The organism is Stenotrophomonas sp. Steno-C17 (assembly GCF_056393165.1).
In genome coordinates this window covers 124,900-151,012 of sequence record NZ_JBWJPD010000011.1, presented here as the reverse complement: position 1 = coordinate 151,012, position 26,113 = coordinate 124,900, and the positions used below count along the sequence as shown (strand labels likewise).

Sequence of the window (26,113 nt, the reverse complement as noted above, 5' to 3'; positions counted from 1 at the left end):
CCCCTGAACGCCCTGCCCGCCCACGGGATATTGTCCTGGCGGACAACCTCCTTCGGCGAAAGCTGGGATTGCCCAGAACAGCACCAGCAGAAAAATCAAATATTTCATAACGATCACCTTGATCCTACAGAACGCTAACCGCCATTTGCATTCCCGTACTTATCAGAGCTTTGATTGGGCGCATTGATCAGACCATCCTTAGCCATCACAAATCGGAATTGAGTCGTGTAATTGAGAACATCTAATACTGAACGTACACAGGTGCGGTGCACGCCGTGTAAACAGCGCGACAGCCTTCTCCTCCTCCTTTCTTGCAAACACCACTCGCCAGTTCAACAGCCTTCTCAACGGTCTCCCCCCCACCGAAACTCGTCCCGCCCCTCCCAGAGGTCGGGACCACAGCAGCGACGCACTGATTCCTATAGGCAAACGAGGCGCGGCAACCCTGCCCGCCAGACTGGATACACTGACCTACCGCCTCGCCCTCAGCTTCAGATTTACTGCGCTTGCCGACAGCGACCCCCGACTTACCGTCGGGGGAAACAGAAATAGCCCCCCAAGTCTTGATCCACCGGCCTGTAGCACGAGGAGCAGTCGATGCACCTCCGCCAGCACCAGGAATGGGCGCGCAGCCCTGCACCCCTTGCCCACCGATCGGATACTGGCCGGCAGGGCAACCACCTTCAGCGAACACAGGTTCCTGAAGCACAGTGAGGGTTATCCCTCCCAAAACCAACCAAGCGCACAATCGTATTGTATGCCGTCTGACCATTACGCCCTCCATCCCGAACCTTTAGCACCAATAGTCATCAAGTTCACGGCGCCCCAGGCTTTTATCCATCTGCCACTGGGGCGCGCCGGATCGGGCGCCCCGCCGCTGCTTGGAATTGGCGCGCAGCCCTGAACACCTTGATCGGCTATCGGGTACTGCCCCTGGGGACAACCACCATCTGCCCTTACAAAGCCGGGCGCGACAAGGTCACCATCGCCAATGCCGCATAAAGAACCGCGTCTCCCACCCTCTGGCCGGTGCCACACTGCCACCATTCTGACCGGCGGCAGGAATGGGAGCACAGCCGCCTTCGCCCCGCTCTCCGATCGGGTACTGGCCTAAGGGGCAGCGACCCTACGCCGCCGCTGCTTCGACGGTCGCAGCGCAGATCAGCAGAAAGAATATCCACGGACTTTTGATCAATCGGAATACGCCCATCTGAACCAACGTTTCCTTGAATTGATCCTTCTCGCGTCACGCGACGACCGCAACCTCTTCGATAGATCTGTCACCAAGCCGACGATCCAAAACCAGCAACTCAATCCAATCGACCGAGCACAGCAGGCAGTCAGCCCTCCTGGAAGAACGGTCTTGTGCAATCCGAATGCACAAAGGTGCATTCCTGGCTTCCTGAGTTGCGGCAATCCTGCGTGGCCCTTTCGAACGCCTGCTCTTTGTTGGCACCCGCATTGAACATAGTCCCGTTATCGGGCCGGCCACTGCGAACGGACGCGTAACACTGATTGTAATAGGTGTACAACACCTTGCAGTCTTTCGCCCCCCAATGACCACATCGCTCGACCGCTTGACGTTCGGCAGAAGCCTTGACCTGATGACCGGTGGCTGCGCCTGCATCCCCGTTCATGGAACCCGCAACGGCTCCCCATGTCTTCACCCAATGACCGGGATTCTCCTCCGGGGCGCCTTGGCCAGCACCGGGGATCGGAGCGCAACCGCCGACCCCCTGATCGCCTATCGGGTACTGACCCGGAGGGCAGCGCCCTTCCGCAAAAGCCGAACTGACGTGCAGGCCGACCAGCAGGAAGAGCGCCAGGCAAAGATACTTCGGAAAGTCGTTTGCATTCATCAACACGCGTTCCTTGGAAGAACATCGCAACCGTTGACCGGCCACCCTACTCCGATGAGAGGAAAGGCTCCAAGAAAGCTTCGGGCTTCGCGAGCGATGCAATTGACAACTAAAACTTCTGAAGAAGCGGCTCCGTACAATCACTGTAGACGACCTCACACGCAACTCCGCCATCCGCAGCACAGTGGTGAAGTGCGGCTGAACCCGCCTCCTCTTTGGACCGCGCCCTCGTGGTGGACACCACCCCATCCTTGCCACTTCGCTTGCCATAGGCGTAGGCAGCGCACTGATTCTTATACGTCATCAAAACTCTGCAGTCGCCGGCTCCACCGGAAGCGCAGCGATGCTGAGCCTCCTTGGCCGCATCCGATTTCGTCAGCATGCCAACAACTTGAAGGATCGGCTACAGCCATCAGTGGGCTCGCTGGTTTCAGCTACGGGCTGACAAGCTTGCGGGCCATCCGAATCAATTGTCAAAAAAGTCGGGAACAGCACATGCCGAATACACCAGAATGCAGGTTTGTCCGCCCTACGCCAATTGGCAATCTCTCATTGAGTTCGCTTTTGCCTTCTCAAGACTGCCGGCGCCGGCTGCCCTCAGCACCCCTCCCCGGGTGCTGAGCTGTTCGATGGTAGGCCCCGCCAACGCTGCGCACTGGTTGTGATATGCAAGCAAAACCTGGCATTCCAGACCACCCAGTTTCCTGCATTCCGCAAGAGCGACGCTTCTTGCTTCGGCCTCGGTCCTCTTCGACTCCGCCACGCCAATCGCAGCTGTCCCTTGGCGGTCCTGAGTCGCGTGGTAAGCGATGGCACCCCATCGCTTTTCCCACCTCCCCGTTGGCGTGCTATCACCAGCCGACTGACCTGCACCGGGAATTGGCGCGCAGCCGCCCACACCCTGATCGCCAATCGGATATTGCCCTGGGGGGCAGCGACCCTCGGCCGCTGCCGGTTCGACGCTCGCAGCGCACACCACCAGAAAGATGAAGCACAGACTCCTGAGCCATCGGAGGACACTCATCTCAATCCACTCATCCTTGAATTCATCTGCCGTGCGCCACGAAGCATCTGCGGAGCCTGCGGCAGGCACTTCACTGTGCCGATCGCCCAAAGCAGGCCGCTCAACGAATTCGTTTGGCTACAGCGAGTAACCGTCAGCCTTCTTGGAAAAATGGCTTCGTGCAGTCCGAATGAACCACAGTGCACTCCTGGCTCCCGGATTTCCTGCAATCCTGAATTGCTCGTTCCTGCGCCTGAGCCTTAGTTGCGCCAGAATTGAACTTCACACCGTTTTCAGGACGTTTCGCCCCCACAGCGGCGTAGCACTGGTTGTAGTACGTGTAAGTCACTCTGCAGTCAGTCGCTCCCCAATGACCGCAGCGCTCAATGGCTTGACGTTCGGCTGAAGCCTTGGCCTGGTGACCGGTCGCAGAGCCTGCGTCTCCATTTGCAGAGCTTGCAAAGGCTCCCCACGTCTTGACCCAGTGCCCGGGGTTCTCCTCAGGCGCGCTCTGGCCTGAACTCGGGATCGGAGCACACCCACCGACACCCTGATCACCAATTGGATACTGGCCAGGAGGACACCGTCCTTCGGCGAACGCTAGGTTAATGTGCGCAGCGCCCAGCATGACGACAGACAAGCACACAACTCTCAGGAGTCCACGAACGTTCATCAGATCAACCTCTAGTTCCCTTAATTCGGATTTGCAGCACCGCGCTGACCAGGAATGGCAGAACCGGGGCCGCCTGTACCGTCAAACACTCTGCCAACGCCCAGATGTTGATCGCCCGTGGTAGAGCCAGAAGACGAAGCCGGAGCCGCCGGCGGGGGTGCCGACATACCCGGCGGACGACCATCAGCACTCGGCGAAGCACTTGCGCCACCGCCTATCTGCGAATATGCCATGAAGGTGCCGAGGGTGCCCTGGAAGAACATCGCAGCCATTGGGGGTGTAGTCAGGATCAGCGCTGTGAGGATCAGCCCCATACCACCCTGCTGCATGGCCTGGCTGGTCATGCCGTCGGACATGCTCTCCTTCAGGATGAATTCCTGGACCAGTGCGGTTGTCCAGAATGTCGCGGCCACGCGTACCACCATATCCAGCGCGATGGAGACCATTGCAGCCAGTACAGCCATGGAGAACATCGTGCCAATTCCGTAGAACAGCCAGCGCTGGAACAGCTGCTTGGTCTGCTCGAACAGCAGGCAGAGGATGAACAGCGGACCAAAGCCAATGAACAGTGCCATGGCGATTTCGTACAGCATCAGCATCGCGCCGGCAGTGATGGCCGGGCCGGCAGTACCCATGCCGATGAAGAACAATGCGCGCTTCTTGTCTTCCAACAGCTCACCATCGTTCATGATCTGGATGGCATCGATGCTGGACAGCGCGACCTGCATCCACGCCAAGCTCTCGTCGATCTGATCTTCAGGAGACTCATCCGAACCTGTGACCACCTGGGTGATCTCTTCCTTGACGTCATGGGTCAGGAAGCGCTGGAGATCGGTACCGAACATGCCCATCGTGGTCGCCACACTGACGATCAACGCGGCACGGGCCATGTTGGTCACCAACACCATCATCGAATCGCGACTGCGGCCGGTAATGATGCGGAAGCCTTGCACCAGTACCCACAGGGTCATGAGCGTGAGGGCGATACCGCCAACCCACTGCATCATCTCCCCCATCATGTCGATGCCGAACTTGTTTATCTTGCTTCGCAGGAAGTCGAAGATGAACTTGAAGAATACGAAGTCCCCGATCGACTGGACACGTGCCACATGCCCCATCAAATCCTGGAATCCGCCGTTGAAATCAAAATTGGCAATCGACCTGATCATTTCCGCAATCCCTTGATGTATCCCTATCCGACAACCTCATGGGGAAGGCGCACCCGCGCCGGCCCCGTCTGCGTCAATCGACGCTCAGAGCGCCCTTCAGCGCGGCAGTCTTGACCAATTGCGACACAATCCCCGGCTTACCCTTCAGCGCTACACGCGCGAGTACGCGCTGATTGGCCATCATCGACTGCTGATAGGCGTCGTAGGAGCGCATCCGTGCCTCCCATTTCTGCTGCAACACGGAGATCTCGTTAGCAGTTCGAAGCGAATCGCTGTTGACTGCGCTCACCGTACCGGACAGGTTTCCGCTACCGCCCATACGCCACCCCATGATTTCGCTCAACGTCTTATCTACGCTAGGGATCGTCTTCTCCATGAAATCGACGGTCTCGTTGCGCTTACGGTTCTCCATCATCTGAATGTTCACGCACAACTGCTGTTGCTGTGCGTAAAGGTCACCGGACGTGTCCAGAACGAACTTCTTCAAGAGACTGGTAGCACTAAATCCACCTGAAGTCCTGCAAACTTCTGCCACCATGTAGTCGTCCGGCACTCGCTCCAATGTAGCCCCCGGAGGCAGCCCAAAGTTGTTCATCAAACCTTGGATCTTGACCATCGCGTCGCGGTACTCTTGAAGCGTCCTGTTCCAACGACTGATCTGCTCGCCATACTCCTTGCCGTCGGCGATCAGCTGTGCATTCGACTGCTTGAAGTCCTTCAGGGCCTGAATCAGTGCACTGAAGTCGAACACAGGGTAGCCGCTGGCTCCCACCGGGCTGGCGGAGAGTACCGCCATGCTACCGAGCAACAGGGCTGCCAGGCGCTTCTGGCGCAGGCTGCGGCCGGAGGTGCGATTGTGGTTTGCCTTGCTCATACCGTTCTCCACGAAGAGGAATTTCATCGTTGTCGTCCTTGTCCGACGGCCATCACGCCGCGTCAGTTTCAGCGGCCGCCCTGGCCTTGCCGGAACCCTTTCGATTCTTGTAGAACTCTTCAAGCCACTGCTCCGGCGTCAGCTCGTCCACCCCAACCCGCGCACGAACGGCAGCTGTCTGCAGCACACGGTGCATCACGTCGATGTTGTCGGTGGATGCAGAGATCACCGACAGGATGTCGTCCATGCCGCGCAGGTTGAGCTGGCATACACTGGACGCGTGGCCCTGCTTGACCAGGAAGCATCGCGAGCGCTCATCCAGCGCCGTCACGACCCGGAACTCCGCCTCGGTCAGCTTCAGGCCATCCATGTAGTCGCTCTTGCTGGCGTTCGGGTTCGGTAGCAGGATCAGCGTGGCTGTCTGTTCGATCAGCGCAGCGGAAATGTCGCTCTTCAGCGCGTCTTCCGGGCTCTGCGTGGCGAAGATGCCCAGACCATTCTGCTTACGAATGGTCTTCTGCTTGTTCTTGGCGAACTCCTTCAGGCCACCCTCGCCATCCAGGATCTTCCAGAACTCGTCCATCACATAGATCAGCGGACGACCGTCGATCAGCGATTCCAGGCGGTGCAGCAGGTAGTTAATGACCGGCACACGCACTTCGGGATTGTCGATGATGTCGGTGTAATCGAAGCCGATGATGTTGGCCTTGCTCAGGTCCACGGTATCAACGGGGTTGTCGAACACCCAGCCCAGCGAGTTGCCCGATGTCCAGCGGCGCATGCGCGCGTACAGCCCGTCGTCGCCCATGTTGGGCAGGCTCTTCTGGAAGTTGGTCATGCTGCGCAGGTGCATGGGCGTATCCAGCATGCTCTCCACGGCGCGGTAGATATCCTCCTCCTCGCGGGCGCTGTACTCGCGCTTGCCGGCCAGCACCTTGATCAGGTCTGCCAGGAACTGCACGTTGGCTTCGTTGCTCTCGCACTGGAACGGATTGAAGCCGGTCGGCGCGCCGTTCTCCAGGGCCAGGTAGTTGCCGCCACAGGCACGCACGAAGATCTCGGCGCCGCGATCCTTGTCGAAGAAGAAGATGGTGGGCGACGGCTCGTACTTCTGCACCTGGCTGAGCAGGAAGTTGATCAGCGCGGTCTTACCGGTACCCGACTTACCAATCACCATGGTGTTGGCGATGGCCTTCTCACCCAGCGAGTTTTCCGACGGGTGCGTGGCGTGGAAGTTGAAGTAATACGGCTGGCCGTTGGTGGTCTGCAGCGTGGTGACGCAGTCGCCCCACGGGTTGTTGTGCTGCTTTCCGGTGGCGAAGTTGTGCAGCGGCGACAGGCCCAGGAAGTTCAGCGAGCTGACGTTGGCCAGGCGCGTGCGGTAGCGCCAGTTGCCCGGCAGCTGCGAGTAGAACGACGAGGTGACCGCCAGGTCTTCCTTGGTCGACACGAAGCCGGCATTGGACAGCTCGGCGCGGGTGGTCGCCACGTTCTGCGACAGCTTGGCCTGGCTGTCGCCGTAGACGGTCATGATGAAGTGGTACTCACCCAGCACGAAGTTGCCTGACGACAGCTGATCCATGGCCTGGTCCAGCTCGACGATCTGGCTGACTGCCTTGTCGCCCGACGAGATCATCATGCCCTTGGTGCGGTCCAGCACCTTCAGTGCGTCCTGGCGCCCCATCGGGCTGAACGAATGGGTGATGACGTACTCGTAATCCAGGTACTTCAGGCCGTTGAGAATGCCGGGGTAGGTGCCCTCGGCATACTCCTTGATATTCAGGATGGCGCCGAAGTGGTTGGCACCATTGGGGGTATTGATGACGAAATCGCCAGTCTTGGCCGAGAACATGTGCCGGCTGACCGGCAGATAGTCCTTCACCGGCGCAGACAGCACAGGCACCGGCTCGTCGATACGGTTGATGAGATAGCCGAACAGCTCCAGTGTTTCGGAGAACACCACGCCATTCTTGGCTTCGTACATGCCCAGCCGGTACGGCGCGTAGTCACGGATCACCGCTTCCACGTTGCCGGCCAGTTCCAACAGCTTCTCGACTGCCTGTTCCTGTTCGGCACGAAGTTTGTCGATGTTGGCCGACTTTTCAACGAAGCGCTTACCGGCCACCACCGGGCGATAGATCATCGTCAGGTAGAGCTCGTTCTGCATGATGCGCTGCGAGGACAGCATGCCCATGTACTGGTCGGACACGTCCTGGTTGAAACGCTGTTTGTACTCGCTCTTGCCCTTCAGCGTGCGGCGGCGGCGGATGTCATGCACCCAGAACGCAACGTTGACGAAATCCGGCGCGCGCAGGGTCTGCAGCAGACGGTTGAAGGTGTTGTGCCGATGCTCCAGCTCCCATTCCTCGCGCCCCACGAACGGAAGGCCTTCCAGATGCCAGGTCAGCAGGAAATCGCCGCCCGTGGTCTTTACCACGTTCGGGGCAACATGCGATGACAGGGGAATGAATTCGCTGATGGAGGTATCTGGGCTGAACATTCGACTGCTTCCAAGGAGGTACTGCCAACGGAGTTTCGTCAGGAACCGGCGGGCGCCAAACGCCCGCCGGCCCCATCCCGGCCCTCAATCCATGCGGGCCGGTTTATTGCGGTAGTGATTCGGGTTGAACACCCACATGCCGTCGTGTTCACGCACGTTCCGAACTCTCAGCTTGACCAGCAGGCGCAACCCCAGCAGCCGGAAGATCATTTCATCGCGCTTGGCCATCTGCCGCATGATGAAGACAGCGACAGGAATGGTCAGCAGGAACCAGAAGTTCGTGTACATGCTGAGCAGCAGCAACCCACCTGCCACCATGAAGAATGGCAGGTAGGGTACGCCCAGGAACATCGCCGGGCGGGTGCAGCCACGAAAGACGACGTTCTTATGCACCGTAGTACTGTGCAACGTTCTTGACGACCATCAGCGCCATGCCGCCGGCGCCGCCGGCGCCGGCATTGCTGCAGTCGCCGTAATCATCACCCAGCAGCATCTTGGCGATCTGGCCGGCAGCGCCGATCAGCACACCACCGATCAGGATCGGCGCGACATCGCCAATACGCTTGTGCGCGAAGGCGATCTGGTAGCCGGCGAAGATGACGGCGATGGTGACGACGGCGATCGAAGCCATGTTCAGCAGACCGTTGATGCTGTCGAAGAAGCCACAGACCTTCACCTCAGTGCCACCGTAGTTGGCATTGTTGGCGAACGCCTGCGGCGCGAGCACGAAACCAGCAAACGCAACGGCCATCAGCATGGTCTTCAGCGTGCGCTGGGCCTGTACGACGTCGAGATTGAATCGCTTCATGGATGGATTTCCTTGTTGATGGACTAACACAACTGAATCGACCGGCCGGGGGACCGGTCGCACCACGACTTCGTCAGAACACGAAGGCCGCATCCCCTGCGGGAATCTGTCGAACCGGCGCGGCAGGTGCCGCCGCCGGTGCGATATGAACATTGCCAGGCGCTGCGACCGGCTGATTACGCTCAGCCCAAGGGCGCAGCATCACCGGACCATCGGCGGCGCCGGCCGGTCCGCCAGGGAGCTGTTGTGGCATGGCCTGCGCGCTTCGTGCTGCCTGCGGCAGCTGCTGCGAATACGACTGGCCCTGCGCTCCCTGCGCCGCTGGCTGCTGCATCATGCGGTCCACCGACCCCAGCACCACGCGCGACAGCGCCTGATCGGCCAGGTTCAATGCACTGCTGCGAGCCATCGCACCGGCAGACGGATAGACCGTATATGCACGGGCCGGATCATTGGACGGCACGTACACCGGCGCGTCGGCCTGGGCGACGATGCGCGACTGCACGGGCGACACCGTCTGCGGATGGTGTTCGACCTTTACCGTACGACGCTCACCGCGGCTGACCACGTCGATCGGCGCCACGCCATTGCTGGCCACCTGCTGCCCACGGCGCATCGAATCGTAGATCTTCTGCACGTAGCCATGGCGGAAACCGGTGGTGAAATTGCCCGAGTAGTAGCAGCTGAACGACTTGCCCCAATCCTGCCCGGAACGCTTGTAGCATTCGGCCAGGATGCGCGAGCCAGCCTGCAGGTTGGCACACTGCTGGAACGCCTTTTCGTAGGAATCGAGGCCGTACTTGGCCAGGTTGTAACGATTCACCTGGGCCAGGCCAACCGAGAAGTTGTAGCCCTTTTCTTCCAGCATGCGCACCGTGGCCAGCGCTTCATCCAGCGCCTTGGGCTGACGCACCAGCGCGCCGCCCACCACGCCAATGGCGAAGGGGTTGCGCGACGATTCCACGTTGATCACGTGCTGCATGACGTCCATGGACACGGCCATTTCTGGACACGCCATCATTTCCAGACCTGGGAGCATGGTTCAGCCCTCCTGCCCCTGGGCGCGCCCAGGATTGAAGTCGATGCCGGTGATATAGCGCGCGCCAGCATGCGCTTTGATATGTACGACGATATCGATCGTCATCATCAACAGCCGCTTGATGACGTTGAATTCCAGGCCTGAGCCTTCGGCCGATGCTTTGACCATCAATGCCAGCTGATCCCAGGTCTGTTCCGGACTGCCGGCATGGCAGCTGGTGATCGAACCTGGATGACCGGAGGCGCAATTACGGATGAAATAGAACGCCTCGTCGCCGCGCAGCTCGGCCAGGATGATCCGCTCGGGCTTCATGCGCAGGCAGGCCTCCATGCAGCTCTTGGCAGTCACGTTGCTTGCGCTCTGGCCGCCCTTTGAATAGAGCAGGTGCACCACGTTGGGCTGGCTCAGGAAGAGTTCGCGGGCGTCTTCAATGGTCACCAGACGTTCACTGTCCGGAATATGGTTGACCAGCGCTTTCATGAAGGTTGTCTTGCCGCTGCCGGTAGCACCGGATACGACGATGTTCTTGCGGTACATGACCGCACGCCGGAAGAACTCGGCGTACTCGCGCGTATGCCGCAGCTCCAGCAGTTCGCGATCCTGATCGCTCAGGCTCCCATCCTGTTCCAGGATCTGAGCGAAGAAGCCATCTTCGTGGTACTGGGTGAGCGACTTGGTGTGCTTGGACGGCAGGCGGATGGTGATGGACACCTTGCCTGCGTCACAGGCCGGCGGGATCACGAACTGTGCGCGCTGGCCGGTGGGGAACGTGAGCGATACGACCGGATCAGCATCGGTAATGCGCTGGCCGGTGTTGCTCTCGTTCACCACCGCCGTGCAGAACTGCCGGGCCCGCTCGAAGGTCAGGCTCGGCACGTCCACGCGCTGCCACCCTGCCCGTGTCTCCAGGTACAACTCGCCCGGACGGTTGATGCAGATTTCCGTCACTTCCGGCGAGGTCATGTACTCAGCAATGCCCAGCACTTCGTACTGATAGCGCAGGAAATCGCTGGAGACAAGGGCGAGGGGCGACACTTCGGCGTCCATGATCAGTCTTTCGATTACCGGCGCGGGTTGAGCACGTTGGTGAAGTCAACGTCCTTGGCGACGTAGACGTTCACGACGGTACCCTGGTTGATGGTGACCGTCGGCGGACGACGGCCTTCACTGAGCGCTTCGTTGGCCAGGCGCTCCATGGTGCGAGCGGTGGCGCTTTCGTACGGAGAGCGCACGGCAAACCCGTTGCTACCGACCGTGGTCGACTCCGGGCCATGCTCTGCCGCGGCGTACTTGAACGCATCGGAGATCAGGCTGATCATCAGCGCCGAGGCGATACGGCTGCCCCAATGCGCGCTGTACTGACCCGGATGACCTGCTCCACCCAGTCCATCAATACCCGGACTGGACATCGCCACATCAATACCGTTCGGCGTGGTGATGCGATCCCAGATCACCTCCACGCGCTTGCCCGTCGGACCGCCACCGTAAGCGCCATAGATCTTGGAGCCCTTCGGCAGCAGCAGACTGCGGCCATTGATGGAATAAACCGGCTCGGTCAGCAGACAGGACGTATAACCGGCCAGGTCGGTGATGATGCGGGTCTCGAGCACGCAGCGCAGATACGTGCCGCGTACCAGCAACGCATCAGGGCTCTGGATGTAGGTGGCGCTCGAGATGTCTTCGACGTCCGGCCCGCGACGGACCTTGGCCGGAGCACCATTGCCGTTCTGCCCCTGCAGCGCCGCCATGGTTGCCGCGAGGTACGGATCTTCGTTGGCCGATGCACCTTCCTGCGATTGGCCGCCATCGCCCATTCCTACCCCGGCACCAGCAGCGATGCGGCGATCGAGCAGGCTCGGCCCACGATCAACCTGGCGCTCAGGTTCAGCGCGGGGAATGTAGGTCGGCCCCTGGATCTGCTGTTGCGGCGGCGGCGGCAGCATCGGAATGGGTTCGGCCTCTTCCTGCGCGGTGGTCGGCCGCGGCGGAGTAATGGACGGCAGATCGGGCGTGGTCGCACGTGCGACCTGACGCGGCACTTCGGCGTCAGCGCTACTATCCCGGCCCTTGCGCAGCAACAGGAAGCCCATCGCCACCAGCAGCACCAGAATGCCACCGAGGAACAACAGCGCCTTGCGGTTCAGACGCTGCTCTTCCGAAGAGCGCAACTGCGGCGCGCTGGCGTCCAGATCCGGCGTGCTGTCTGCCTGTACGCTTCCGTAGTACGGGTTGGACGAAGGCGCCTGGCCCGCCGGCCCCTGGCCGTACGAGGACGGATTCGGGTCGTTGTCGGGAGTGTTCTGCTGGCTCATTTCTTCACGTTCCTTCGCAGACCGACGACGAAGTCGCCGTGACGGATGACCAGGTACGGGTAAGTCCCGTGCACGATCAACGTATTGCCCTCAACCGTGGTGTTGACCACGAAATCTTCGCCGTACTCCTTCTCACGACCAAACACGGCAGGGAAAATGCCAGTCTTGTACTCGGGCGAATTCGGCAGTTTCAGGTAGGTGAAGCGGCCATCGTCGTAGGCGTTGACCGGGATCAGCCACCCCATCTTCTTCGCTTTGCTGGTCGAATAGGAGTAGTTGAAGTTGTACTGGCGATCCTTGGCCAATTCCATGCTCAGCAGAGGCTTGGCTTCTTCTTCCACCGCCTGCTGGGCGACGCCGAACACCGTTTCGTTCGGGTAGGCAAACTCAATCTTGTACTGAACGCCTGCGCGACGTGCCTGTTCCAGCTGGCGCCAGTCGGTGGCCACCACCTTCAGTTCGAAGATGTAGGAATGGGTCTCTGTGCGCACCATCATGTTGGTGTCCACGTCGACGTTCTTCGGCTTGAGGTAGAAGACATTCTCGCGACGGGTCAGTTCCCAGCCACTGCTGAAGCCGGTGCTGTAGTCGAGGATCTTCTCGTTCGGACTCAGCTCGATCTGGGTGGTCAGACCCAGGCCGGTACGAACCGGATAGATCCGGTCCTTCTCATACTCGTACCGGTCCACTGCCTGTGCCATCGCCGCCGTGGAGAACACCAGCGACAGCAAAGACAGCAGCGCCGATGCGCTCCCCCTGACTTTTCGACTACTCATCGGTTGCTTGCTCCATCAGCATTTCCGGTGGATTGGTTCTGTGCGCGGTTCATCACCCACCCCGCATCGGTTGCGCCGACTGGGGCTGCACGCCCTGCGGCCGGCTTTGCATCGGCTGGCCCTGCTGCATCGGCTGGCCCTGCTGCATCGGCTGGCCCTGCATCGGCTGGCCCTGCATCGGCTGGCCCTGCATGGGCTGGCCCTGCATCGGCTGTACCGGCTGCGTCGGTTGGCCCGGCACAGGCTGACCCGTCGCCGGATCGATCATGGGCGCAGCCGCCGGGCCGTTGGGGTCATACATGCCCTGCGCCTGCGCCGCCGCTGCCTGCGCCTGCTGCGCGGCGTCCTGCGCCTGCTGTTGCATGTCACTGTCGTCGGGCACCGGCACGCCACGTGCGTAATCGTTGTCGACGCGGTACTCGGTGACCTGGAAGGCAAGCGGGTTGAGCACCCGATCCTGCTCGGACAGCGCCAGATTCTGGTTGTACTCGAAGCGCATCGTCACCAACTGGTTGTCCAGATAGGTGGCGGCACCAGTGCGCTTGTCCAGCAGGCTGCGCTGGATGCGCACCGACGCGCCACGGAAGCTGCCATTGGCCTGCTGCATGAGCGGGGTGATGCTGAGGATCTTGATGCGGATGGCCTTTTCGCGGCCATACATGACGAACGGATTCTGCGGATTGTTGCCCGCGTAGCGCAGCTTCATGCTCTGTGCCACGGGCCCGTTGGACATCACGAACACCAGTTCCCAGTCACGCAGGCCCATCACAGCCGAATCGTAGGACTCGCGCGCCAGCACGTACTGGGCCACGTTGCTGCGGTTGACCGCTTCATTGGAGGTGATGGTTTCGCCCTGGAACGTGCCCGTCAGCCGCGCCACCGTGGCCGTACCGGTATACGCATCAGCCATCACCAGGAACGGCACTTTTTCCTTCAGCGGCAGCATGTAGTAGTAGCCGCCCGCCAGCGCCAGCGACATCAGCAATGAGCCGGTGGCCACCCACCAGGCGCGGCGCTCGCTGCGTCGTGCCATGTCGGCCACGGTGATCTCGTAGCTGACCGCCTTGGCGACCGACTGCTCGACCTTCTGGCTGTTGCCTGCATCCTTCTTGCGGAACATGGATTCTTCCGTACTGCTGAAACATCAATGGGCGTGACGCCCCTGCGGCGGGCGCGGGGTGCGGCACGTTCGATGATTTCGGTGGGCTCAGCTGCCGCTGTTGGCGTCAGCCGCCGGCACAGACGCGGTAGGCGTCGACCCGGCGTTCTGCACGACAATCTGATTGCCCACGATGGAGACGGAAACACCTTGTGCCGCGTAGGCTGCCGTGACATCGATCACGGCCTGCTGCGCGTTGGTGGTGTCGATGTCCGACACCGCGCCATACAGGGTGAAATCCGAGCTGAGGCGATAATCCAGGGTGCGGCCGGAATCCTTGGCCCAGCGCTCAAGCATCGCCTTCAGCGTGCCGTCCATCGGCGACGCCTGGTACACGTAGCTGGTATAGAGCGGGATTTCGGTCGGGGCCGTTGCAAACCGGTTTACCGGTTTCCAGCGTCCGCCGAAATCGGGTGCGGGCTTGGTGGCGCAACCGGCCACCATCAACGCCGCGGCTGCGGCGATGGACATTTTCACGATAAACGCCTGATTCATACGGGCTTCACTTTGACGTACGAAAAAGCAGTCCCGATGTTGGTCCCCTGGTCGTCCGGCGCTGCGTGGCGCACGCCGGAAACGTCACAGTAAGCCTGCTTAACAGGGCACAACTGTCACGGTTCCCCTGCAGCCCGAAAGCTGCCAACCAGGTCGCAGACCACGGCTTTTCCAAGCCGCGCACCCGCGCCCTCACCAACGTCGGAACCATCCCTGTTCCAATGGCTGAAACTCCTGGCCACTCTGAAAGCAAGCTGAATCACGAGGATTCCCAAGCCGTGCATAGAGTCGCACAACCTCACGTCAATTCCATGTCAGACAAGTCTGAATTCCATCAACGTATGGTGTTTTTTTGACGCCCTTCACTAATTCACATTGCTTAATTCGGACATATGTCACATTTAACACTCGACAGATCAGACATCGAGCATCGGCGCGTCGACTTTTGGCAGTAGACGCGATGTGAAATAACGGTCCTTGTAATAGCGGATCTTGTCGCACTTCACCGGATGCGGGATGCCTTCGTACAGGAAGACTTCCTTGTCCGGCCCCATCGCCTTCAGCTCCTGCGGCAGCATCAGCGCGCGGCGCTCTTCGCTGTAGCTGTGGGTCTTCTCACGGGCATGGGTCACGTTCTTCTTGCGGATGGTGGTGTAGCCCAGCATGTCCGAATAGTCGTTCGCGTCCTGCTGCTCACGCGGCGCGTACAGGATCTGCAGCGCGTGGTTGGTGATGATGGTGCGCGAGATCTCCCGCCCGTAGGTGGCGTCGAGCTGGGACATGCTCTGGATGATGGGCAGCAGGCGCACGTTGTAGCCGGCCATGTAGGACACCGCCGAGGCGATGATGTCCACCTTGCCGATCGAGGTGAACTCGTCCATCAGCAACAGGCACTGGTACTTCAGGTCCGGGTTGGACTTGGGCAGTTCCTTGGTGTTGAGGTTGATCAGCTGGCTGAAGAACAGGTTGATGATCAGACGGCTTTCGGCCAGCTTGTTGGGCTGGATGCCTATATAGATGGTCATCTTCTTCTTGCGCACGTCGGTGAGCAGGAAGTCGTTGGTGCTGGTGGCCTTGTCCAGCACCGGGTTGATCCAGGGGTTCAGCGGTTCCTTGAAGGTGCCCAAGATGGACGCGAAGGTCTCATCGGCCTGGGACAGCATGTTGGCGAAGGCCGAACGCGCATTGCTGCTCAGGAACGGGCGCTCGGACAGGCCCTTCAGGAACTTCTTCAGATCGGTGCCGTCGCCGGAGGACAGGCGGTAAACCGCGCCCAGCGTGGGCGTACCCATGCCGCCGGGGAAGCCGCTGGCACGTTCGTCGTCCCAGTTCTCGAACAGGTACAGGGTGAAGGCGATGAAGGCATTGCGCGCCTGGCTGACCCAGAACTTCTGGTCCTCGGCCCCATCGGGGTACAGCATGGCCGCGATGCTCATGAGGTCCGAGACGCGGAAGGCCGGGTCGTCGGACACATAGCTGAGCGGGTTCCAGCGGTGCGTGCGACGGTCCTCGGCGAAAGGATTGAACAGGTAGATTTCCTGGCCCTGGCTGGCACGCCAGCCGCTGGTCAGGTCGAAGTTTTCCTGCTTGATGTCCAGCACCACCAGCGATTCGCCGTACTCCAGCAGGTTCGGGATGACCACGCCCACGCCCTTGCCCGAACGGGTAGGCGCGGCCAGGATCACGAACTGCTGGCCATCCAGGCGCACCAGCTTGCCGCCATGGCTGCCGACCACGATGCTCTGCCCGGTCTTCTTGAACATGCCGTGCTTGGCCAGGTCGGCGCTGGTGGCAAAGCGCGCATCGCCGTGCAGCGAGCGCTTGTCCTTCTTCAGCAGCAGCACCAGCGCGACCACCGCCAGCACCAGCAGCGGCACGCCAAAGCCCAGGTAGCCGGCCCACTTGATCTTGCCCACGAACGGGGCAACCGCCGGCTGGTCGAGCGCGTTGAAATACTGGTAGTAGGTGTTCCAGGTGAAGAGCTTGGTATCCAGGCCGAGCAACAGCAGGGTCAGATAACCGGACAGCGCAAACCCGAGCACCAGGGTCGCCAGGGTGGCGATGGCGATGAGCAGATACTTCTTACTGGGCAACACCCGAATCCTCCATGATGCGCCCAAGGGCGCGACGAACTAGCGGCGGCGCCAGCGTGACGCCTTCTTCCGCAGGTGGTTTTCATCTTCCAGCCCGGGCTCGATGCCCTCTTCCCGCAGCAACCCTTCCAGGTACTGCCGCGCTTCGGCCAGCGACATCAGATCGGACAGACGTTCCCCGTCATCGGCGATGACCGCATGCCCGATCACATCGCCGGGAGCGTACACCGGCGCGTGGGTCACCGCTACCAATCGGTAGCGCCCACGTAGTTCAAGTTGGTGCGTGTATTCCTGCATGGCTTCACTCCGTGACGGCGTTCACATGTCGTTCCTGCGACGGCCCCGTTCGCCGCGCCCCGTGGGGTGGCAACGCTCAGGTGTCTGCACCGACAATACACGCCTGCGCCCCGGAGATTGTCATGGAATGGATTGCACGCGCCCGCACAGTGGCCACCCAGGCCCACGCCGGGCAGTTCGACAAGGCCGGTCAGCCTTACATCGGCCATGTCGGCCGGGTGGCGGCACGGGTCAGTGGCGATGATGATGCCGAGGTGGTGGCCTGGCTGCACGATGTGGTGGAGGACTGCCCGGGCTCTGCCGCACAGGTGCAGGACTTTCCCGAACACATCCAGCACGCCGTGCACCTGCTGAGCCGCAACCATACCGCCGATACGGATGTGTACTACGCAGGCATCGCGGCCAACCCGCTGGCACTGAAAGTAAAGCTGGCCGACATCGCCGACAACGCCGATGAGCACCGGCTGACCGCACTGGACCCCGCCACCGCCGATCGCCTGCGCGGCAAGTACCGGCACGCACTGGCGGCATTGGGGCAAACGCAGGGCTGAAAGCACCGTAGGCTGAACGCTGATTTGCCTGGGCGCGGGTGCCACTGCTGCAGTGCAGCAGTACAATGGCCCGTTCCCCTGCCCCATCGCGCCCCCGCATGAGCCCCAATTCTTCCCTGGCCGCACGGCTCACGCCGCGCCAGCGCACCCTGATCATCATCGCCCTGTCGCTGGGTGGCTTCGCCATCGGCACCAGTGAGTTCGCCAGCATGGGCCTGATGCTGGAAATCAGCCGCGGCCTGGCCATCAGCGAAACCCAGGTGGGCCACCTGATCAGCGCTTATGCCATCGGCGTGGTGGTCGGCGCCCCGATCCTGGCGTTCGTGGGTGCCAGCTTCCCGCGGCGCAAACTGCTGCTGGTGCTGATGGGCTTCTATGCCATCGGCAACCTGGCCAGCGCACTGGCGCCCAACTACGCCACCATGCTGATCGCACGCTTCGTTGCGGGGCTGCCGCACGGTGCCTACTTCGGCGTGGCCATGCTGGTGGCCGCAGCGATCAGCCCGGCCGGCCAACGCGGCCAGGCGATGTCGCGGGTGCTGCTGGGCCTGTCGATCGCGATCCTGATCGGCAACCCGCTGACCACTTGGCTGGGCCAGCAGGTGAGCTGGCGCACGGCGTTCGCCCTGGTCAGCCTGCTGGCGATTGCCACCGTGGTGATGATCGCCCGCTTCCTGCTGCCCGACCCGGACGAGGTGCGCACCTCGCCCATGCGTGAACTGCGCGCCTTCAACACCACCCAGGTCTGGCTGGCGCTGGCCATTGGCGCGGTGGGCTTTGCCGGCATGTTCTGTGTGTTCACCTATCTGGCGCCCACGCTGGTGCAGGTGACCGGCGTGGCCGAATCGTGGATGCCGCTGGCGGTGGGCGTGTTCGGCATCGGCGCGATCATCGGCAACATCGCCGGTGGCTGGCTGGTGGACAAGTTCCACTTCAAGGCCGCCGCGGTGGTGCTGGCCTGGTCGATCGTGATGCTGCTGCTGTACCCGGTGGCGGCGCAGTCGGTGTGGACCATCGGCCCGATGATCGTGACGGTGGGCACCATGGGCGCGCTGGCCGCGGTGCTGCAGACGCGACTGATGGACGTGGCGGGCGAAGCACAGACGCTGGCCGCCGCGTCCAACCACGCCGCCTTCAATACGGCCAATGCGCTGGGGCCGTGGCTGGGCGGCATGGCCATCAGTGCCGGCTTCAGCCCGGCGACCACGGGCTACGTGGGTGCGGCCACCGCAATCGGCGGCCTGCTGTTGTGGTGTGTCTCGGTGATGGTGGACCGCCGCCGCAAGGCCGCCTGAGGCCCCGCACACAGCACTTGCCGCTGGCAGGGGCTGTGCAAGCGGCTGGATTTGATCTCGCCACCGCATCGGGCTGACGGGGTCATCACAGGTGGAAGTGTGACGATGAATGCACCTTCCCCTGGCCCCCTTCCCCTCATGTCGGACACCGGTCATTTCGCCATTCGCGCCTTCGAGGCCGTCTTCAACATGGCCGGCGGGGTCGAACGCATCACCTCGCTGACGGTGACGTGCAACCACTGCGAGGCCACGACCTCGTCCACCGAAGGCAATCTATTGCACCTGCCGGGCGGCACCCTGTTCCGCTGTGAAGACTGCGGTTGCCATCAGGCCGTGAGCAATGCACGCGTGGCCGACTGGCAGCCGCGCGTGCTCGGCGTATGAACATGGACGCGTCACTGACCGGCGCACAGCGACGGATCCTGCAGGCCATTGCCGATGCGGAACAGGTAGACAGCGACGCCGCGACCTGGGCGGTCGCGGCAGGCCTTGCCGTGCAGGCCGAGGACGGTGACATCGACCTGACCCCGCGAGGACGCGACGTGCTGCAGGCACATCCGCCGCGTTGAGGCAGCGACGGAGCGGTCATGCGACGTTTCGTGCAGGCCTTCGTGGACGCGGACAGCTTCCCTGCTGCCCTGCCCGGTGACGTGGCGGCAGCACTGGCAGCGGGAGATGCGCGCTACAACATCGGCAAGGACGGCCACGCCTGGGTCTGGGCGGCCGGCGCCGCCGATGACGCGACCACGACGGTCGTTGCGGAGATGCAGTGGGGCCTGGTGCCGCGCTGGTCGAAACAACCGTCCACGCCCTACACCACCGTCACCGCCCGGCTGGAGCGCGCACCGCGCAGCCGCATCTTTGCCGATGCCTGGAGCAAGCGGCGCTGCATCGTGCCGATGACGGGCTATTTCAAATGGGACCGGCAGCGACGACCGCCCTGGCCGATGTTCGTGCAGCGCCAGGATGGCCTGGCCCTGCTGGCGGCGGGGCTATGGGAACACTGGCAGGACGAGGCCGGCGACATGCGCGACACGTTTTCGATCCTGACCGATGGCAATCCGTCGATCCCGGCGCCGCTGTCTGCCGATGGGCCGGTGTTCGTGGAACCCGCAGCGGCGTCGGCCTGGCTGCGTGGCGAGCTGACCACCCCGGCGCAGCTGCGACGACACGCGCATACCGCCGTGCTGGAGGCTGCCTATGTCGGCCTGGGTATCCGCGACCCGCAACGCGACGATTACACGCTGCTGGAGCCGGTGAACCCGGATGCGCTGCGTGCCGACAGCGCGCTGCCCGATTGGGATGGCGATGCACTGGATGACGATGCGTGAGCGGCGGGATTGGGGTCAGAGCCCTTTCCGCTGGAAAGGGATCCGACCCCTTGAAAATCCCTTGAAAAACACATGGCGTGGATGTGGCTTGCGGCACAGTGCAGCCATGCAGCACCGCCCCTCCCCTGCCCGCCATGATGCCGTCGCCCTGCAGGCAGGGCTGTTGGGCAGCGTGCTGGGTGTGGGCCTGTTCAAGGCGCTGGCGCTGTCGGGCGTAGTGTCGGGCTCGCTGATGGGCATGGGCCTGTGGCTGCTGGCCTGTGTCCTGCTCGGTGCATGGGCATTGGCCGCAGGCCTCGCCTGCCTGGCCCTGAGCCGACGCGTATTCGTGCTGATGGTCGCGCTGTCGGCGGTGTTCGCGCTCTGCATTGCTTGATCCGCAGGCGCCTTCGAAAAAATCCGAGCCCTTGCGCTAAAGCTTCAGTCTGCAGCGCCGCTATCGTCTTACTGCCTGCCGGGACTCTCCTGTGCAGACACGCCCGGCAGTCGGGCCTACGACGACTACCGGACTTCACAAATTGAACACACTGCGCCGCTTCAAGGTAGGCACCCGCCTTACCGCTGGCTTCTCCATCCTGCTGTTGATGATCGCCACCATTCTTGCGATCGCCCTGCACAGCAACTACAAACAGCGGCAACAGTTCGACAACGCGGTGAATGTACGCGTGACCCGCATGGGCGAGCTGTACGACATGCTGATCATCAACAAGGAACTGTTGCTGCTGCGCCGCGATATGCTGCTGCGCCGTGGCCAGGAACTGGACCGCGACCTGGCCACGGTGCAGGCGCAGACCGCCCGCTACGATCAGATCTGGCAGCACTTCACGGCACGCCCGGCCACCAGCCCGCTGGCCCAGACCATGCGTGACAAAGTGGCCGCGCGCCAGCAGGCCACGCAGACCGTGCTGGCCGAGCTCGATGCGCGAATGCGTGCCGGTGATTTCGCCGCCGCCGACGCTCTACTGCTGGACAAAGTGGCGCCGGCCGCGGCGCAGTGGAACACCGCACTGAGCGAGTTCGCCGACCTGCAGCAGACGCTGGTGGCCGAAGCGGCAGCGGAGATGCAGTCGCTGGCGGCCCGTACCACCGGCCTGCTGACCCTGTTCGGCGTGGCCAGCCTGGCGCTGGGCATCCTGGCCGCATGGCTGATCTCGCGCAGCCTGACCGTGCCGTTGGCACGCGTGCAGGCCTCGATCAATGCGGTGACCCGTGGCGACCTGAGCGTGCGCGCCCAGGATGACAGCCAGGACGAAGTGGGCCAGATGCTGCGCGCCACCGATGGCATGGTGCAGCTGCTGCAGCGCTTCTCGCAGCAGACCCGGCAGATGATCGACCTGCATGCCGCAGAGGACATCACCCACCGCATGCCGACCGACTTCCCGGGCGTGTACGGCGAACTGGCCGAAGGCATGAACACCATGGTGTTCGAGCATCTGGACGCCATCGTCGATGCGATCGAAGTACTGAACGAGTACGCCCAGGGGGATCTGCGCCGCAGCGCGCGGCGACTGCCGGGCAGCCGCGCGATCCTGCATGAATCGATGGATGCGGCAAAGGCCAGCCTGCATGCGATCAACCAGGACATCCAGCGTCTGGCGCGGGCGGCGGCGGCCGGTGACTTCAGCGTGCGCGGCGATGCCAGCGCCTACCAGCACGATTTCCAGCGCATGATCGTCGACCTGAACCAGTTGATGGAAACCGCCGATGGCAGCCTGAAGGCATTGTCGGTGGTGCTGGGCGCCATGGCCGAGGGCGACCTGACCCGCCGCCTGCAGGGCAGCTACCAGGGCGTGTTCGCGGCCATGCAGCGTGACACCAACCGCACCGCCGAGAACCTGTCGAGCATCGTCCAGCGCATCCAGACGGCGGCAGCATCGATTGCCAACGCCTCGGACGAAATTGCCGCCGGCAACGCGGACCTTTCGCGCCGCACCGAAAGCCAGGCGGCCAACCTGGAGGAAACGGCCGCGTCGATGGAAGAGTTGACCTCGACCGTGCGCCAGAACGCCGAGCATGCCCAGCATGCCAACGCTGCATCGCGCAGCGCCGGCGACGCCGTGCAGCGCACCGCCCGCGCGGTGCAGGATGTGGTGCAGGTGATGCAGCAGATCGATGCTTCGTCGCAGCGCATTGGCGAGATGGTCGGCCTGATCGACGGCATCGCGTTCCAGACCAACATCCTGGCGTTGAACGCTGCAGTGGAAGCGGCGCGTGCCGGCGAGCAGGGCCGCGGCTTCGCCGTGGTGGCCAGCGAGGTGCGTACCCTGGCCCAGCGCGCGGCAGCGTCGGCGAAGGACATCAAGGCACTGATCGAGGCCTCCGGCCAGAGCGTGCAGTCGGGCATCGGCATCGCCCGCCAGTCGGAACAGGCCATCGAGCAGCTGCGTGCGGCCGCCGCGCAGACCGACACGCTGATCCAGCAGATCGCCCAGGCCAGCAGCGAACAGGCGTCCGGCATCGAGCAGGTGAACCAGACCATCGCGCAGATGGACGAGGCCACCCAGCAGAACGCCGCGCTGGTGGAAGAAGCCAGAGCATCGGCGCGCGCCATGGCCGACCAGGCCGCCACGCTGGACCAGGCCGCCGCGACGTTCCGGATCGCTCCCTCCGGCGCGCATCGCGTGGCATTGCCGCACGCGGCCTGAGTCGCTGCCCTGCCCCGCCCTGTCCAACTGAAGCATTCAGTGGGCAGGGCACAGGCACTGCCCTGAAATACCCGGCGCCACACCGCCTTCGCGCCGCCTGCGGCATGCTGGCGGTGTATCGCGCCCCCACTGCCGTAACGATTTCCCGTACATGCCCGCCAGCCGTGATGAAGAACGAATGTCCACCCTCGCCGGCCTCAATGCGCTGGGCGAGATCAGTGGCGCTTCCCTGGACAGCCTGACCGAGCTGGCCACCCACACGTTCAACGTACCCGTGGCCTTCGTCTCGCTGCTGCAGATCGACCGCCAGCGGCTGGTCTCGCGCCGCGGCCTGGCGGTGTCGCAGACCCATATCCGCGATTCCATCTGCGCCAGCACGATTGGTTCACCGGAAACGCTGGTGATCGACGATCTGCTGCAGCACCCGCGGCATGCCAGCAATCCGCTGGTCGCTGGCGAGCCGCACTTGCGTTTCTATGCGGGCGCACCGCTGGTGGCGCGCAATGGCGTGGCGATCGGCGCGTTCTGCGTGATGGACGATAGCCCGCGCACCCTGTCAGACGCCGAGCGTCGGCAGCTGGAGACGCTGGCGCGGGCAGCCATGAACGAACTGGAGCTGCGCGCGATGAGTGGCCGCAGCGACCCGGTGAGCGGCCTGCCGGATCGCCAGCAGTTCATGCTGGACCACGACGCGCTCGCCGAACGCGAGCCGGGCACGTTCATGCATGCGGTACTGGTGGATGTATTCGATACCGCCGTGTCCACCGAGGCCGGGCAGGTGCTGGGCATGGCGCCGCTGGAAACCCTGATACGGCGCACCGGCGTGCGCTTGAAGGTGGCGCTGGACGGCCTGGCGCAGGTGTACCACGTGGGCGTGGCGCGCTTCGCGTTCGTGCTGGAGCTGGAGCAGGCCAGCGCGGTGGAAGCCCTGCTGGCCGAACTGCAGGCACGGGTCACCCGGCCGATGATGGCCGCCGAAGTGCCGATGTCACCGGGCTTCCACGCGGGCGTGTGCGAGCTCACGCTCGGCGAGCACAGCGCCGGGGAAGTGATCCGCCGCCTGCTGGTGGGGCTGAGCGCTGCGGTGTCCGCCCGCGCGCCCTTCCGCTGGTATTCGCAGGGCCACGATGCCAGTACCCGCCGCGGCTACCGGCTGGCCACCGATGGCCGCACCGCGCTGCAGCAGGACGAGTTCCACCTGGTCTACCAGCCGCGTTTCCGCGCCAGCGATCTGCAGCCCGTTGCGGCCGAGGTGCTGATTCGCTGGAACCATCCGCAGCTGGGCCCGGTCAGCCCGGCCGAGTTCATTCCGGTGTTCGAACGCACCGCGCTGATGCACGGCATCACCGACTGGGTGGTGGACCGTGCGCTGGACCAGCTGGCGCGCTGGCACGCCGATGGCCTGCCGTTGAACCTGTCGATCAACTACTCGGCACGGGACATGGCCCGCGAAGGCGCGGCCGAACGCTTGATTGCCGGGATCGACCGGCGTGGCCTGGCCTGTACCCAGGTGGAAGTGGAAATCACCGAAAGCCAGTGGCTGCGGGCCGATTCGCAGCAGGGCATACAGCTGAAACGAATGGCCGATGCGGGTATCCGCGTCGCCGTGGATGACTTCGGCAGCGGCTACAGCAACTTCGGTTACCTGACCGAACTGCCGATCAGTACGCTGAAGCTGGACAAGTCGCTGATCGATCGGCTGTGCCTGGACAACCGCTCCAGCGTGAAGGTGGAAGCGATCATCGGCCTGGCCCATCGCCTGGGCTACACCGTGGTGGCCGAGGGCGCCGAGAGCGCCGACCAGGTCAGCCGCCTGCGTGTATTGGGCTGCGATGAAATCCAGGGATTCGCTTTGGCCCGACCGCTGGACCCGGACCAGCTGCTCACCTGCCACCGCCGCCTGCTGCAGGATGCCCACGCCGCCGAGTGAACCACTGGCGCGCGCCGCGCGTCGCTATACTGCCAACGCCCAGACGCGCTTGCCGGACTGCCTGCGATGCCCACACGAATCGACTTCCGCCCCTCGCTGGACCTCGCCTGCCAGTTGACCGGCATGCGCGTTGCCCTGGTGGGCGAGATATCCGATGCACACTGGCGGGCCGTGCAAAGCGTTGACCGCGCCGGCCTGGGCATCAGCAACGGCATGGTACTGGACATCAACAAGACCTTCTGCAAGGACGTGAAGGCCCAGCAGTGCCCGGTCTGGTTTGCCGACGCGCAGGCCCATCCCGGTTTCCAGCACAACCCGATTCCGGGTCTGTACGGTTTCCGCAGCTATATCTCCGTGCCCATCACCCTGGCAGACGGCAGTATCTTCGGCACCCTCTGCACGCTCGATCCGCTGCCACAACCGGTGGACGAGAGCCACGTGGCGGCCCTGACGATGCTGGCACTGCTGGTAGCCGCGCAGATCGATGCGGTGCACGGCCACGACGCCGATGCGGAACTGATCGATGGCCTGAAGCGCGATGGCAACACGCGCGACGTGCAGTTGGCCGAATTCGAGCACAGCAACGCCGAACTGCTGCGGGTGGGCAAGGAGCGCGAGGAGTTCATCGCGGTACTGGCCCACGATCTGCGCAACCCCGTGCAGGCCATCCGTGCCGGCGCCGACCTGCTTTCGCTGGGCACGCTGAGCGTGGCGCAGCAGAGGGTGCTGGAGCACATCAACGACAGTACCGACCGCATCGCCGAGCTGATCGATGTGACCCTCGATTTCGCCCGGGGTCGGCTGGGCACCGGCATTGCCCTGAAGCTGGAAGACTGGTCGGACCTTTCCGGGGTGCTGGCCGTAGCCTGCCGCGAGGCCATGCGCGCCTATCCGCAGCGCCGTTGCGCACTGGATCTGCAGTTGCCGCCGGTGTTCCGCTGCGACGGGGCGCGTCTGTGCCAGTTGCTGGCCAACCTGGTCATCAACGCCGCCGTGCATGGCACCGCCGGGGAACCCATACGGGTGACCGGCCGCGACGAAGGTGACGGCCTGCGCATTGAAGTGGCCAACGCCGGGGTGATCCCGCAGGCGCATCTGGCAGCATTGTTCGAGCCGTTCTCGCGCCCGCAGGAAAAGCGCCTGGATTCCGGCCTGGGACTTGGGCTGTATATCGCCTCGCAGATCGCCAAGGCCCATGGCGGCACCCTATCGGTGGCCAGCGACAGCGATTCGGGCACCGTACTGACCCTGCGTCTCTGAAACGAAACGGCATTGCCCGAACGGGGGATGCGTGTCGAAGTGTT

27 protein-coding genes are annotated in these 26,113 nt (G+C 62.9%); 9 read left to right on the top strand and 18 right to left on the bottom strand.

Going from position 1 to position 26,113, the window contains the following annotated elements:
• Positions 1-241: 241 nt before the first annotated feature.
• From AC06FA_RS12160 to AC06FA_RS12075, 18 genes are all read right to left on the bottom strand, one after another.
• Entirely contained in the window at positions 242-772 is a 531-nt protein-coding gene (locus tag AC06FA_RS12160) for a DUF4189 domain-containing protein (RefSeq protein WP_478068526.1), read from the bottom strand.
• Between the two features lie 568 nt (positions 773-1,340).
• A complete protein-coding gene (locus AC06FA_RS12155; protein WP_478068525.1) occupies positions 1,341-1,859 on the bottom strand; it encodes a DUF4189 domain-containing protein in 519 nt (172 codons plus the stop codon).
• Between the two features lie 109 nt (positions 1,860-1,968).
• Positions 1,969-2,241, bottom strand: a complete 273-nt coding sequence (locus AC06FA_RS12150; protein WP_478068524.1) for a DUF4189 domain-containing protein — start codon at positions 2,239-2,241, stop codon at positions 1,969-1,971.
• A 147-nt stretch (positions 2,242-2,388) separates the two neighbouring features.
• Positions 2,389-2,883: a DUF4189 domain-containing protein gene (locus AC06FA_RS12145; RefSeq protein WP_478068523.1), complete on the bottom strand. Its 495-nt coding sequence runs from the start codon at positions 2,881-2,883 to the stop codon at positions 2,389-2,391.
• A 133-nt stretch (positions 2,884-3,016) separates the two neighbouring features.
• On the bottom strand, positions 3,017-3,490 hold the full coding sequence (locus tag AC06FA_RS12140; RefSeq protein ID WP_478068531.1) for a DUF4189 domain-containing protein: 474 nt from the start codon (positions 3,488-3,490) through the stop codon (positions 3,017-3,019).
• Positions 3,491-3,555: 65 nt separating this feature from the next.
• The gene (locus AC06FA_RS12135; RefSeq protein WP_478068522.1) at positions 3,556-4,704 is read right to left on the bottom strand and encodes a TrbL/VirB6 family protein; all 1,149 of its coding nucleotides are present in this window, start codon (positions 4,702-4,704) and stop codon (positions 3,556-3,558) included.
• 73 nt (positions 4,705-4,777) lie between these two features.
• Complete coding sequence (locus tag AC06FA_RS12130) at positions 4,778-5,605, bottom strand: hypothetical protein (RefSeq protein ID WP_478068521.1); 828 nt, start codon at positions 5,603-5,605, stop codon at positions 4,778-4,780.
• 25 nt (positions 5,606-5,630) lie between these two features.
• On the bottom strand, positions 5,631-8,078 hold the full coding sequence (locus AC06FA_RS12125; protein WP_478068520.1) for a VirB4 family type IV secretion/conjugal transfer ATPase: 2,448 nt from the start codon (positions 8,076-8,078) through the stop codon (positions 5,631-5,633).
• 84 nt (positions 8,079-8,162) lie between these two features.
• Entirely contained in the window at positions 8,163-8,471 is a 309-nt protein-coding gene (locus AC06FA_RS12120; protein WP_478068519.1) for a VirB3 family type IV secretion system protein, read from the bottom strand.
• Positions 8,464-8,886 (bottom strand): TrbC/VirB2 family protein, encoded by a 423-nt coding sequence (locus AC06FA_RS12115; RefSeq protein WP_478068518.1) that lies wholly within the window; start codon positions 8,884-8,886, stop codon positions 8,464-8,466. Before AC06FA_RS12115 ends, AC06FA_RS12120 begins: the two co-directional genes overlap by 8 nt.
• 73 nt (positions 8,887-8,959) lie before the next feature.
• On the bottom strand, positions 8,960-9,925 hold the full coding sequence (locus tag AC06FA_RS12110; RefSeq protein WP_478068517.1) for a lytic transglycosylase domain-containing protein: 966 nt from the start codon (positions 9,923-9,925) through the stop codon (positions 8,960-8,962).
• Positions 9,926-9,928: 3 nt separating this feature from the next.
• Entirely contained in the window at positions 9,929-10,972 is a 1,044-nt protein-coding gene (gene virB11 / locus AC06FA_RS12105) for a P-type DNA transfer ATPase VirB11 (RefSeq protein ID WP_478068516.1), read from the bottom strand.
• Between the two features lie 14 nt (positions 10,973-10,986).
• Positions 10,987-12,237: a TrbI/VirB10 family protein gene (locus AC06FA_RS12100; protein ID WP_478068515.1), complete on the bottom strand. Its 1,251-nt coding sequence runs from the start codon at positions 12,235-12,237 to the stop codon at positions 10,987-10,989.
• The gene (locus AC06FA_RS12095; protein ID WP_478068514.1) at positions 12,234-13,013 is read right to left on the bottom strand and encodes a TrbG/VirB9 family P-type conjugative transfer protein; all 780 of its coding nucleotides are present in this window, start codon (positions 13,011-13,013) and stop codon (positions 12,234-12,236) included. Before AC06FA_RS12095 ends, AC06FA_RS12100 begins: the two co-directional genes overlap by 4 nt.
• 52 nt (positions 13,014-13,065) lie before the next feature.
• Positions 13,066-14,133 (bottom strand): VirB8 family type IV secretion system protein, encoded by a 1,068-nt coding sequence (locus tag AC06FA_RS12090; RefSeq protein ID WP_478068513.1) that lies wholly within the window; start codon positions 14,131-14,133, stop codon positions 13,066-13,068.
• Between the two features lie 87 nt (positions 14,134-14,220).
• The gene (locus AC06FA_RS12085) at positions 14,221-14,667 is read right to left on the bottom strand and encodes a hypothetical protein (RefSeq protein ID WP_478068512.1); all 447 of its coding nucleotides are present in this window, start codon (positions 14,665-14,667) and stop codon (positions 14,221-14,223) included.
• Between the two features lie 416 nt (positions 14,668-15,083).
• The gene (locus tag AC06FA_RS12080) at positions 15,084-16,763 is read right to left on the bottom strand and encodes a type IV secretory system conjugative DNA transfer family protein (RefSeq protein ID WP_478068511.1); all 1,680 of its coding nucleotides are present in this window, start codon (positions 16,761-16,763) and stop codon (positions 15,084-15,086) included.
• 36 nt (positions 16,764-16,799) lie between these two features.
• The gene (locus AC06FA_RS12075; protein ID WP_478068510.1) at positions 16,800-17,057 is read right to left on the bottom strand and encodes a hypothetical protein; all 258 of its coding nucleotides are present in this window, start codon (positions 17,055-17,057) and stop codon (positions 16,800-16,802) included.
• A 122-nt stretch (positions 17,058-17,179) separates the two neighbouring features.
• Between AC06FA_RS12075 and AC06FA_RS12070 the strand changes: the two genes are divergently transcribed.
• The 9 genes from AC06FA_RS12070 (at position 17,180) to AC06FA_RS12030 (ending at position 26,069) form a co-directional block, all read left to right on the top strand.
• A complete protein-coding gene (locus AC06FA_RS12070) occupies positions 17,180-17,608 on the top strand; it encodes a phosphohydrolase (RefSeq protein ID WP_478068509.1) in 429 nt (142 codons plus the stop codon).
• A gap of 98 nt (positions 17,609-17,706) precedes the next feature.
• Positions 17,707-18,903: an MFS transporter gene (locus tag AC06FA_RS12065; RefSeq protein ID WP_478068508.1), complete on the top strand. Its 1,197-nt coding sequence runs from the start codon at positions 17,707-17,709 to the stop codon at positions 18,901-18,903.
• A 105-nt stretch (positions 18,904-19,008) separates the two neighbouring features.
• The gene (locus tag AC06FA_RS12060) at positions 19,009-19,287 is read left to right on the top strand and encodes a hypothetical protein (protein ID WP_478068507.1); all 279 of its coding nucleotides are present in this window, start codon (positions 19,009-19,011) and stop codon (positions 19,285-19,287) included.
• Positions 19,284-19,472 carry a hypothetical protein gene (locus AC06FA_RS12055; protein ID WP_108756491.1) on the top strand — a complete coding sequence of 63 codons (189 nt, stop codon included), beginning with the start codon at positions 19,284-19,286 and terminating at the stop codon, positions 19,470-19,472. The genes AC06FA_RS12060 and AC06FA_RS12055 overlap by 4 nt, the downstream gene beginning before the upstream one ends.
• An 18-nt stretch (positions 19,473-19,490) precedes the next feature.
• Positions 19,491-20,234: an SOS response-associated peptidase gene (locus AC06FA_RS12050; RefSeq protein WP_478068506.1), complete on the top strand. Its 744-nt coding sequence runs from the start codon at positions 19,491-19,493 to the stop codon at positions 20,232-20,234.
• 106 nt (positions 20,235-20,340) lie between these two features.
• Positions 20,341-20,610 (top strand): hypothetical protein, encoded by a 270-nt coding sequence (locus AC06FA_RS12045; RefSeq protein WP_478068505.1) that lies wholly within the window; start codon positions 20,341-20,343, stop codon positions 20,608-20,610.
• A gap of 142 nt (positions 20,611-20,752) precedes the next feature.
• Positions 20,753-22,879: a methyl-accepting chemotaxis protein gene (locus AC06FA_RS12040; protein WP_478068504.1), complete on the top strand. Its 2,127-nt coding sequence runs from the start codon at positions 20,753-20,755 to the stop codon at positions 22,877-22,879.
• A gap of 178 nt (positions 22,880-23,057) precedes the next feature.
• Entirely contained in the window at positions 23,058-24,809 is a 1,752-nt protein-coding gene (locus AC06FA_RS12035) for an EAL domain-containing protein (RefSeq protein WP_478068503.1), read from the top strand.
• Positions 24,810-24,875: 66 nt separating this feature from the next.
• Positions 24,876-26,069: a GAF domain-containing sensor histidine kinase gene (locus tag AC06FA_RS12030; protein WP_478068502.1), complete on the top strand. Its 1,194-nt coding sequence runs from the start codon at positions 24,876-24,878 to the stop codon at positions 26,067-26,069.
• Positions 26,070-26,113: the final 44 nt, after the last annotated feature.

Bases quoted from the DNA above. Each gene is read 5' to 3' on its own strand.
- AC06FA_RS12085 (WP_478068512.1), bottom strand. From the start codon at position 14,667: ATGAATCAGGCGTTTATCGTGAAAATGTCCATCGCCGCAGCCGCGGCG.
- AC06FA_RS12055 (WP_108756491.1), top strand. From the start codon at position 19,284: ATGAACATGGACGCGTCACTGACCGGCGCACAGCGACGGATCCTGCAG.
- AC06FA_RS12060 (WP_478068507.1), top strand. From the start codon at position 19,009: ATGAATGCACCTTCCCCTGGCCCCCTTCCCCTCATGTCGGACACCGGT.
- AC06FA_RS12065 (WP_478068508.1), top strand. From the start codon at position 17,707: ATGAGCCCCAATTCTTCCCTGGCCGCACGGCTCACGCCGCGCCAGCGC.
- AC06FA_RS12135 (WP_478068522.1), bottom strand. From the start codon at position 4,704: ATGATCAGGTCGATTGCCAATTTTGATTTCAACGGCGGATTCCAGGAT.
- AC06FA_RS12150 (WP_478068524.1), bottom strand. From the start codon at position 2,241: ATGCTGACGAAATCGGATGCGGCCAAGGAGGCTCAGCATCGCTGCGCT.
- AC06FA_RS12050 (WP_478068506.1), top strand. From the start codon at position 19,491: ATGCGACGTTTCGTGCAGGCCTTCGTGGACGCGGACAGCTTCCCTGCT.
- AC06FA_RS12125 (WP_478068520.1), bottom strand. From the start codon at position 8,078: ATGTTCAGCCCAGATACCTCCATCAGCGAATTCATTCCCCTGTCATCG.
- virB11 (WP_478068516.1), bottom strand. From the start codon at position 10,972: ATGGACGCCGAAGTGTCGCCCCTCGCCCTTGTCTCCAGCGATTTCCTG.
- AC06FA_RS12075 (WP_478068510.1), bottom strand. From the start codon at position 17,057: ATGCAGGAATACACGCACCAACTTGAACTACGTGGGCGCTACCGATTG.
- AC06FA_RS12110 (WP_478068517.1), bottom strand. From the start codon at position 9,925: ATGCTCCCAGGTCTGGAAATGATGGCGTGTCCAGAAATGGCCGTGTCC.
- AC06FA_RS12160 (WP_478068526.1), bottom strand. From the start codon at position 772: ATGGTCAGACGGCATACAATACGATTGTGCGCTTGGTTGGTTTTGGGA.
- AC06FA_RS12155 (WP_478068525.1), bottom strand. From the start codon at position 1,859: ATGAATGCAAACGACTTTCCGAAGTATCTTTGCCTGGCGCTCTTCCTG.
- AC06FA_RS12130 (WP_478068521.1), bottom strand. From the start codon at position 5,605: ATGAAATTCCTCTTCGTGGAGAACGGTATGAGCAAGGCAAACCACAAT.
- AC06FA_RS12140 (WP_478068531.1), bottom strand. From the start codon at position 3,490: ATGCTGGGCGCTGCGCACATTAACCTAGCGTTCGCCGAAGGACGGTGT.
- AC06FA_RS12115 (WP_478068518.1), bottom strand. From the start codon at position 8,886: ATGAAGCGATTCAATCTCGACGTCGTACAGGCCCAGCGCACGCTGAAG.
- AC06FA_RS12030 (WP_478068502.1), top strand. From the start codon at position 24,876: ATGCCCACACGAATCGACTTCCGCCCCTCGCTGGACCTCGCCTGCCAG.
- AC06FA_RS12070 (WP_478068509.1), top strand. From the start codon at position 17,180: ATGGAATGGATTGCACGCGCCCGCACAGTGGCCACCCAGGCCCACGCC.
- AC06FA_RS12045 (WP_478068505.1), top strand. From the start codon at position 20,341: ATGCAGCACCGCCCCTCCCCTGCCCGCCATGATGCCGTCGCCCTGCAG.
- AC06FA_RS12145 (WP_478068523.1), bottom strand. From the start codon at position 2,883: ATGAGTGTCCTCCGATGGCTCAGGAGTCTGTGCTTCATCTTTCTGGTG.
- AC06FA_RS12100 (WP_478068515.1), bottom strand. From the start codon at position 12,237: ATGAGCCAGCAGAACACTCCCGACAACGACCCGAATCCGTCCTCGTAC.
- AC06FA_RS12095 (WP_478068514.1), bottom strand. From the start codon at position 13,013: ATGAGTAGTCGAAAAGTCAGGGGGAGCGCATCGGCGCTGCTGTCTTTG.
- AC06FA_RS12090 (WP_478068513.1), bottom strand. From the start codon at position 14,133: ATGTTCCGCAAGAAGGATGCAGGCAACAGCCAGAAGGTCGAGCAGTCG.
- AC06FA_RS12035 (WP_478068503.1), top strand. From the start codon at position 23,058: ATGTCCACCCTCGCCGGCCTCAATGCGCTGGGCGAGATCAGTGGCGCT.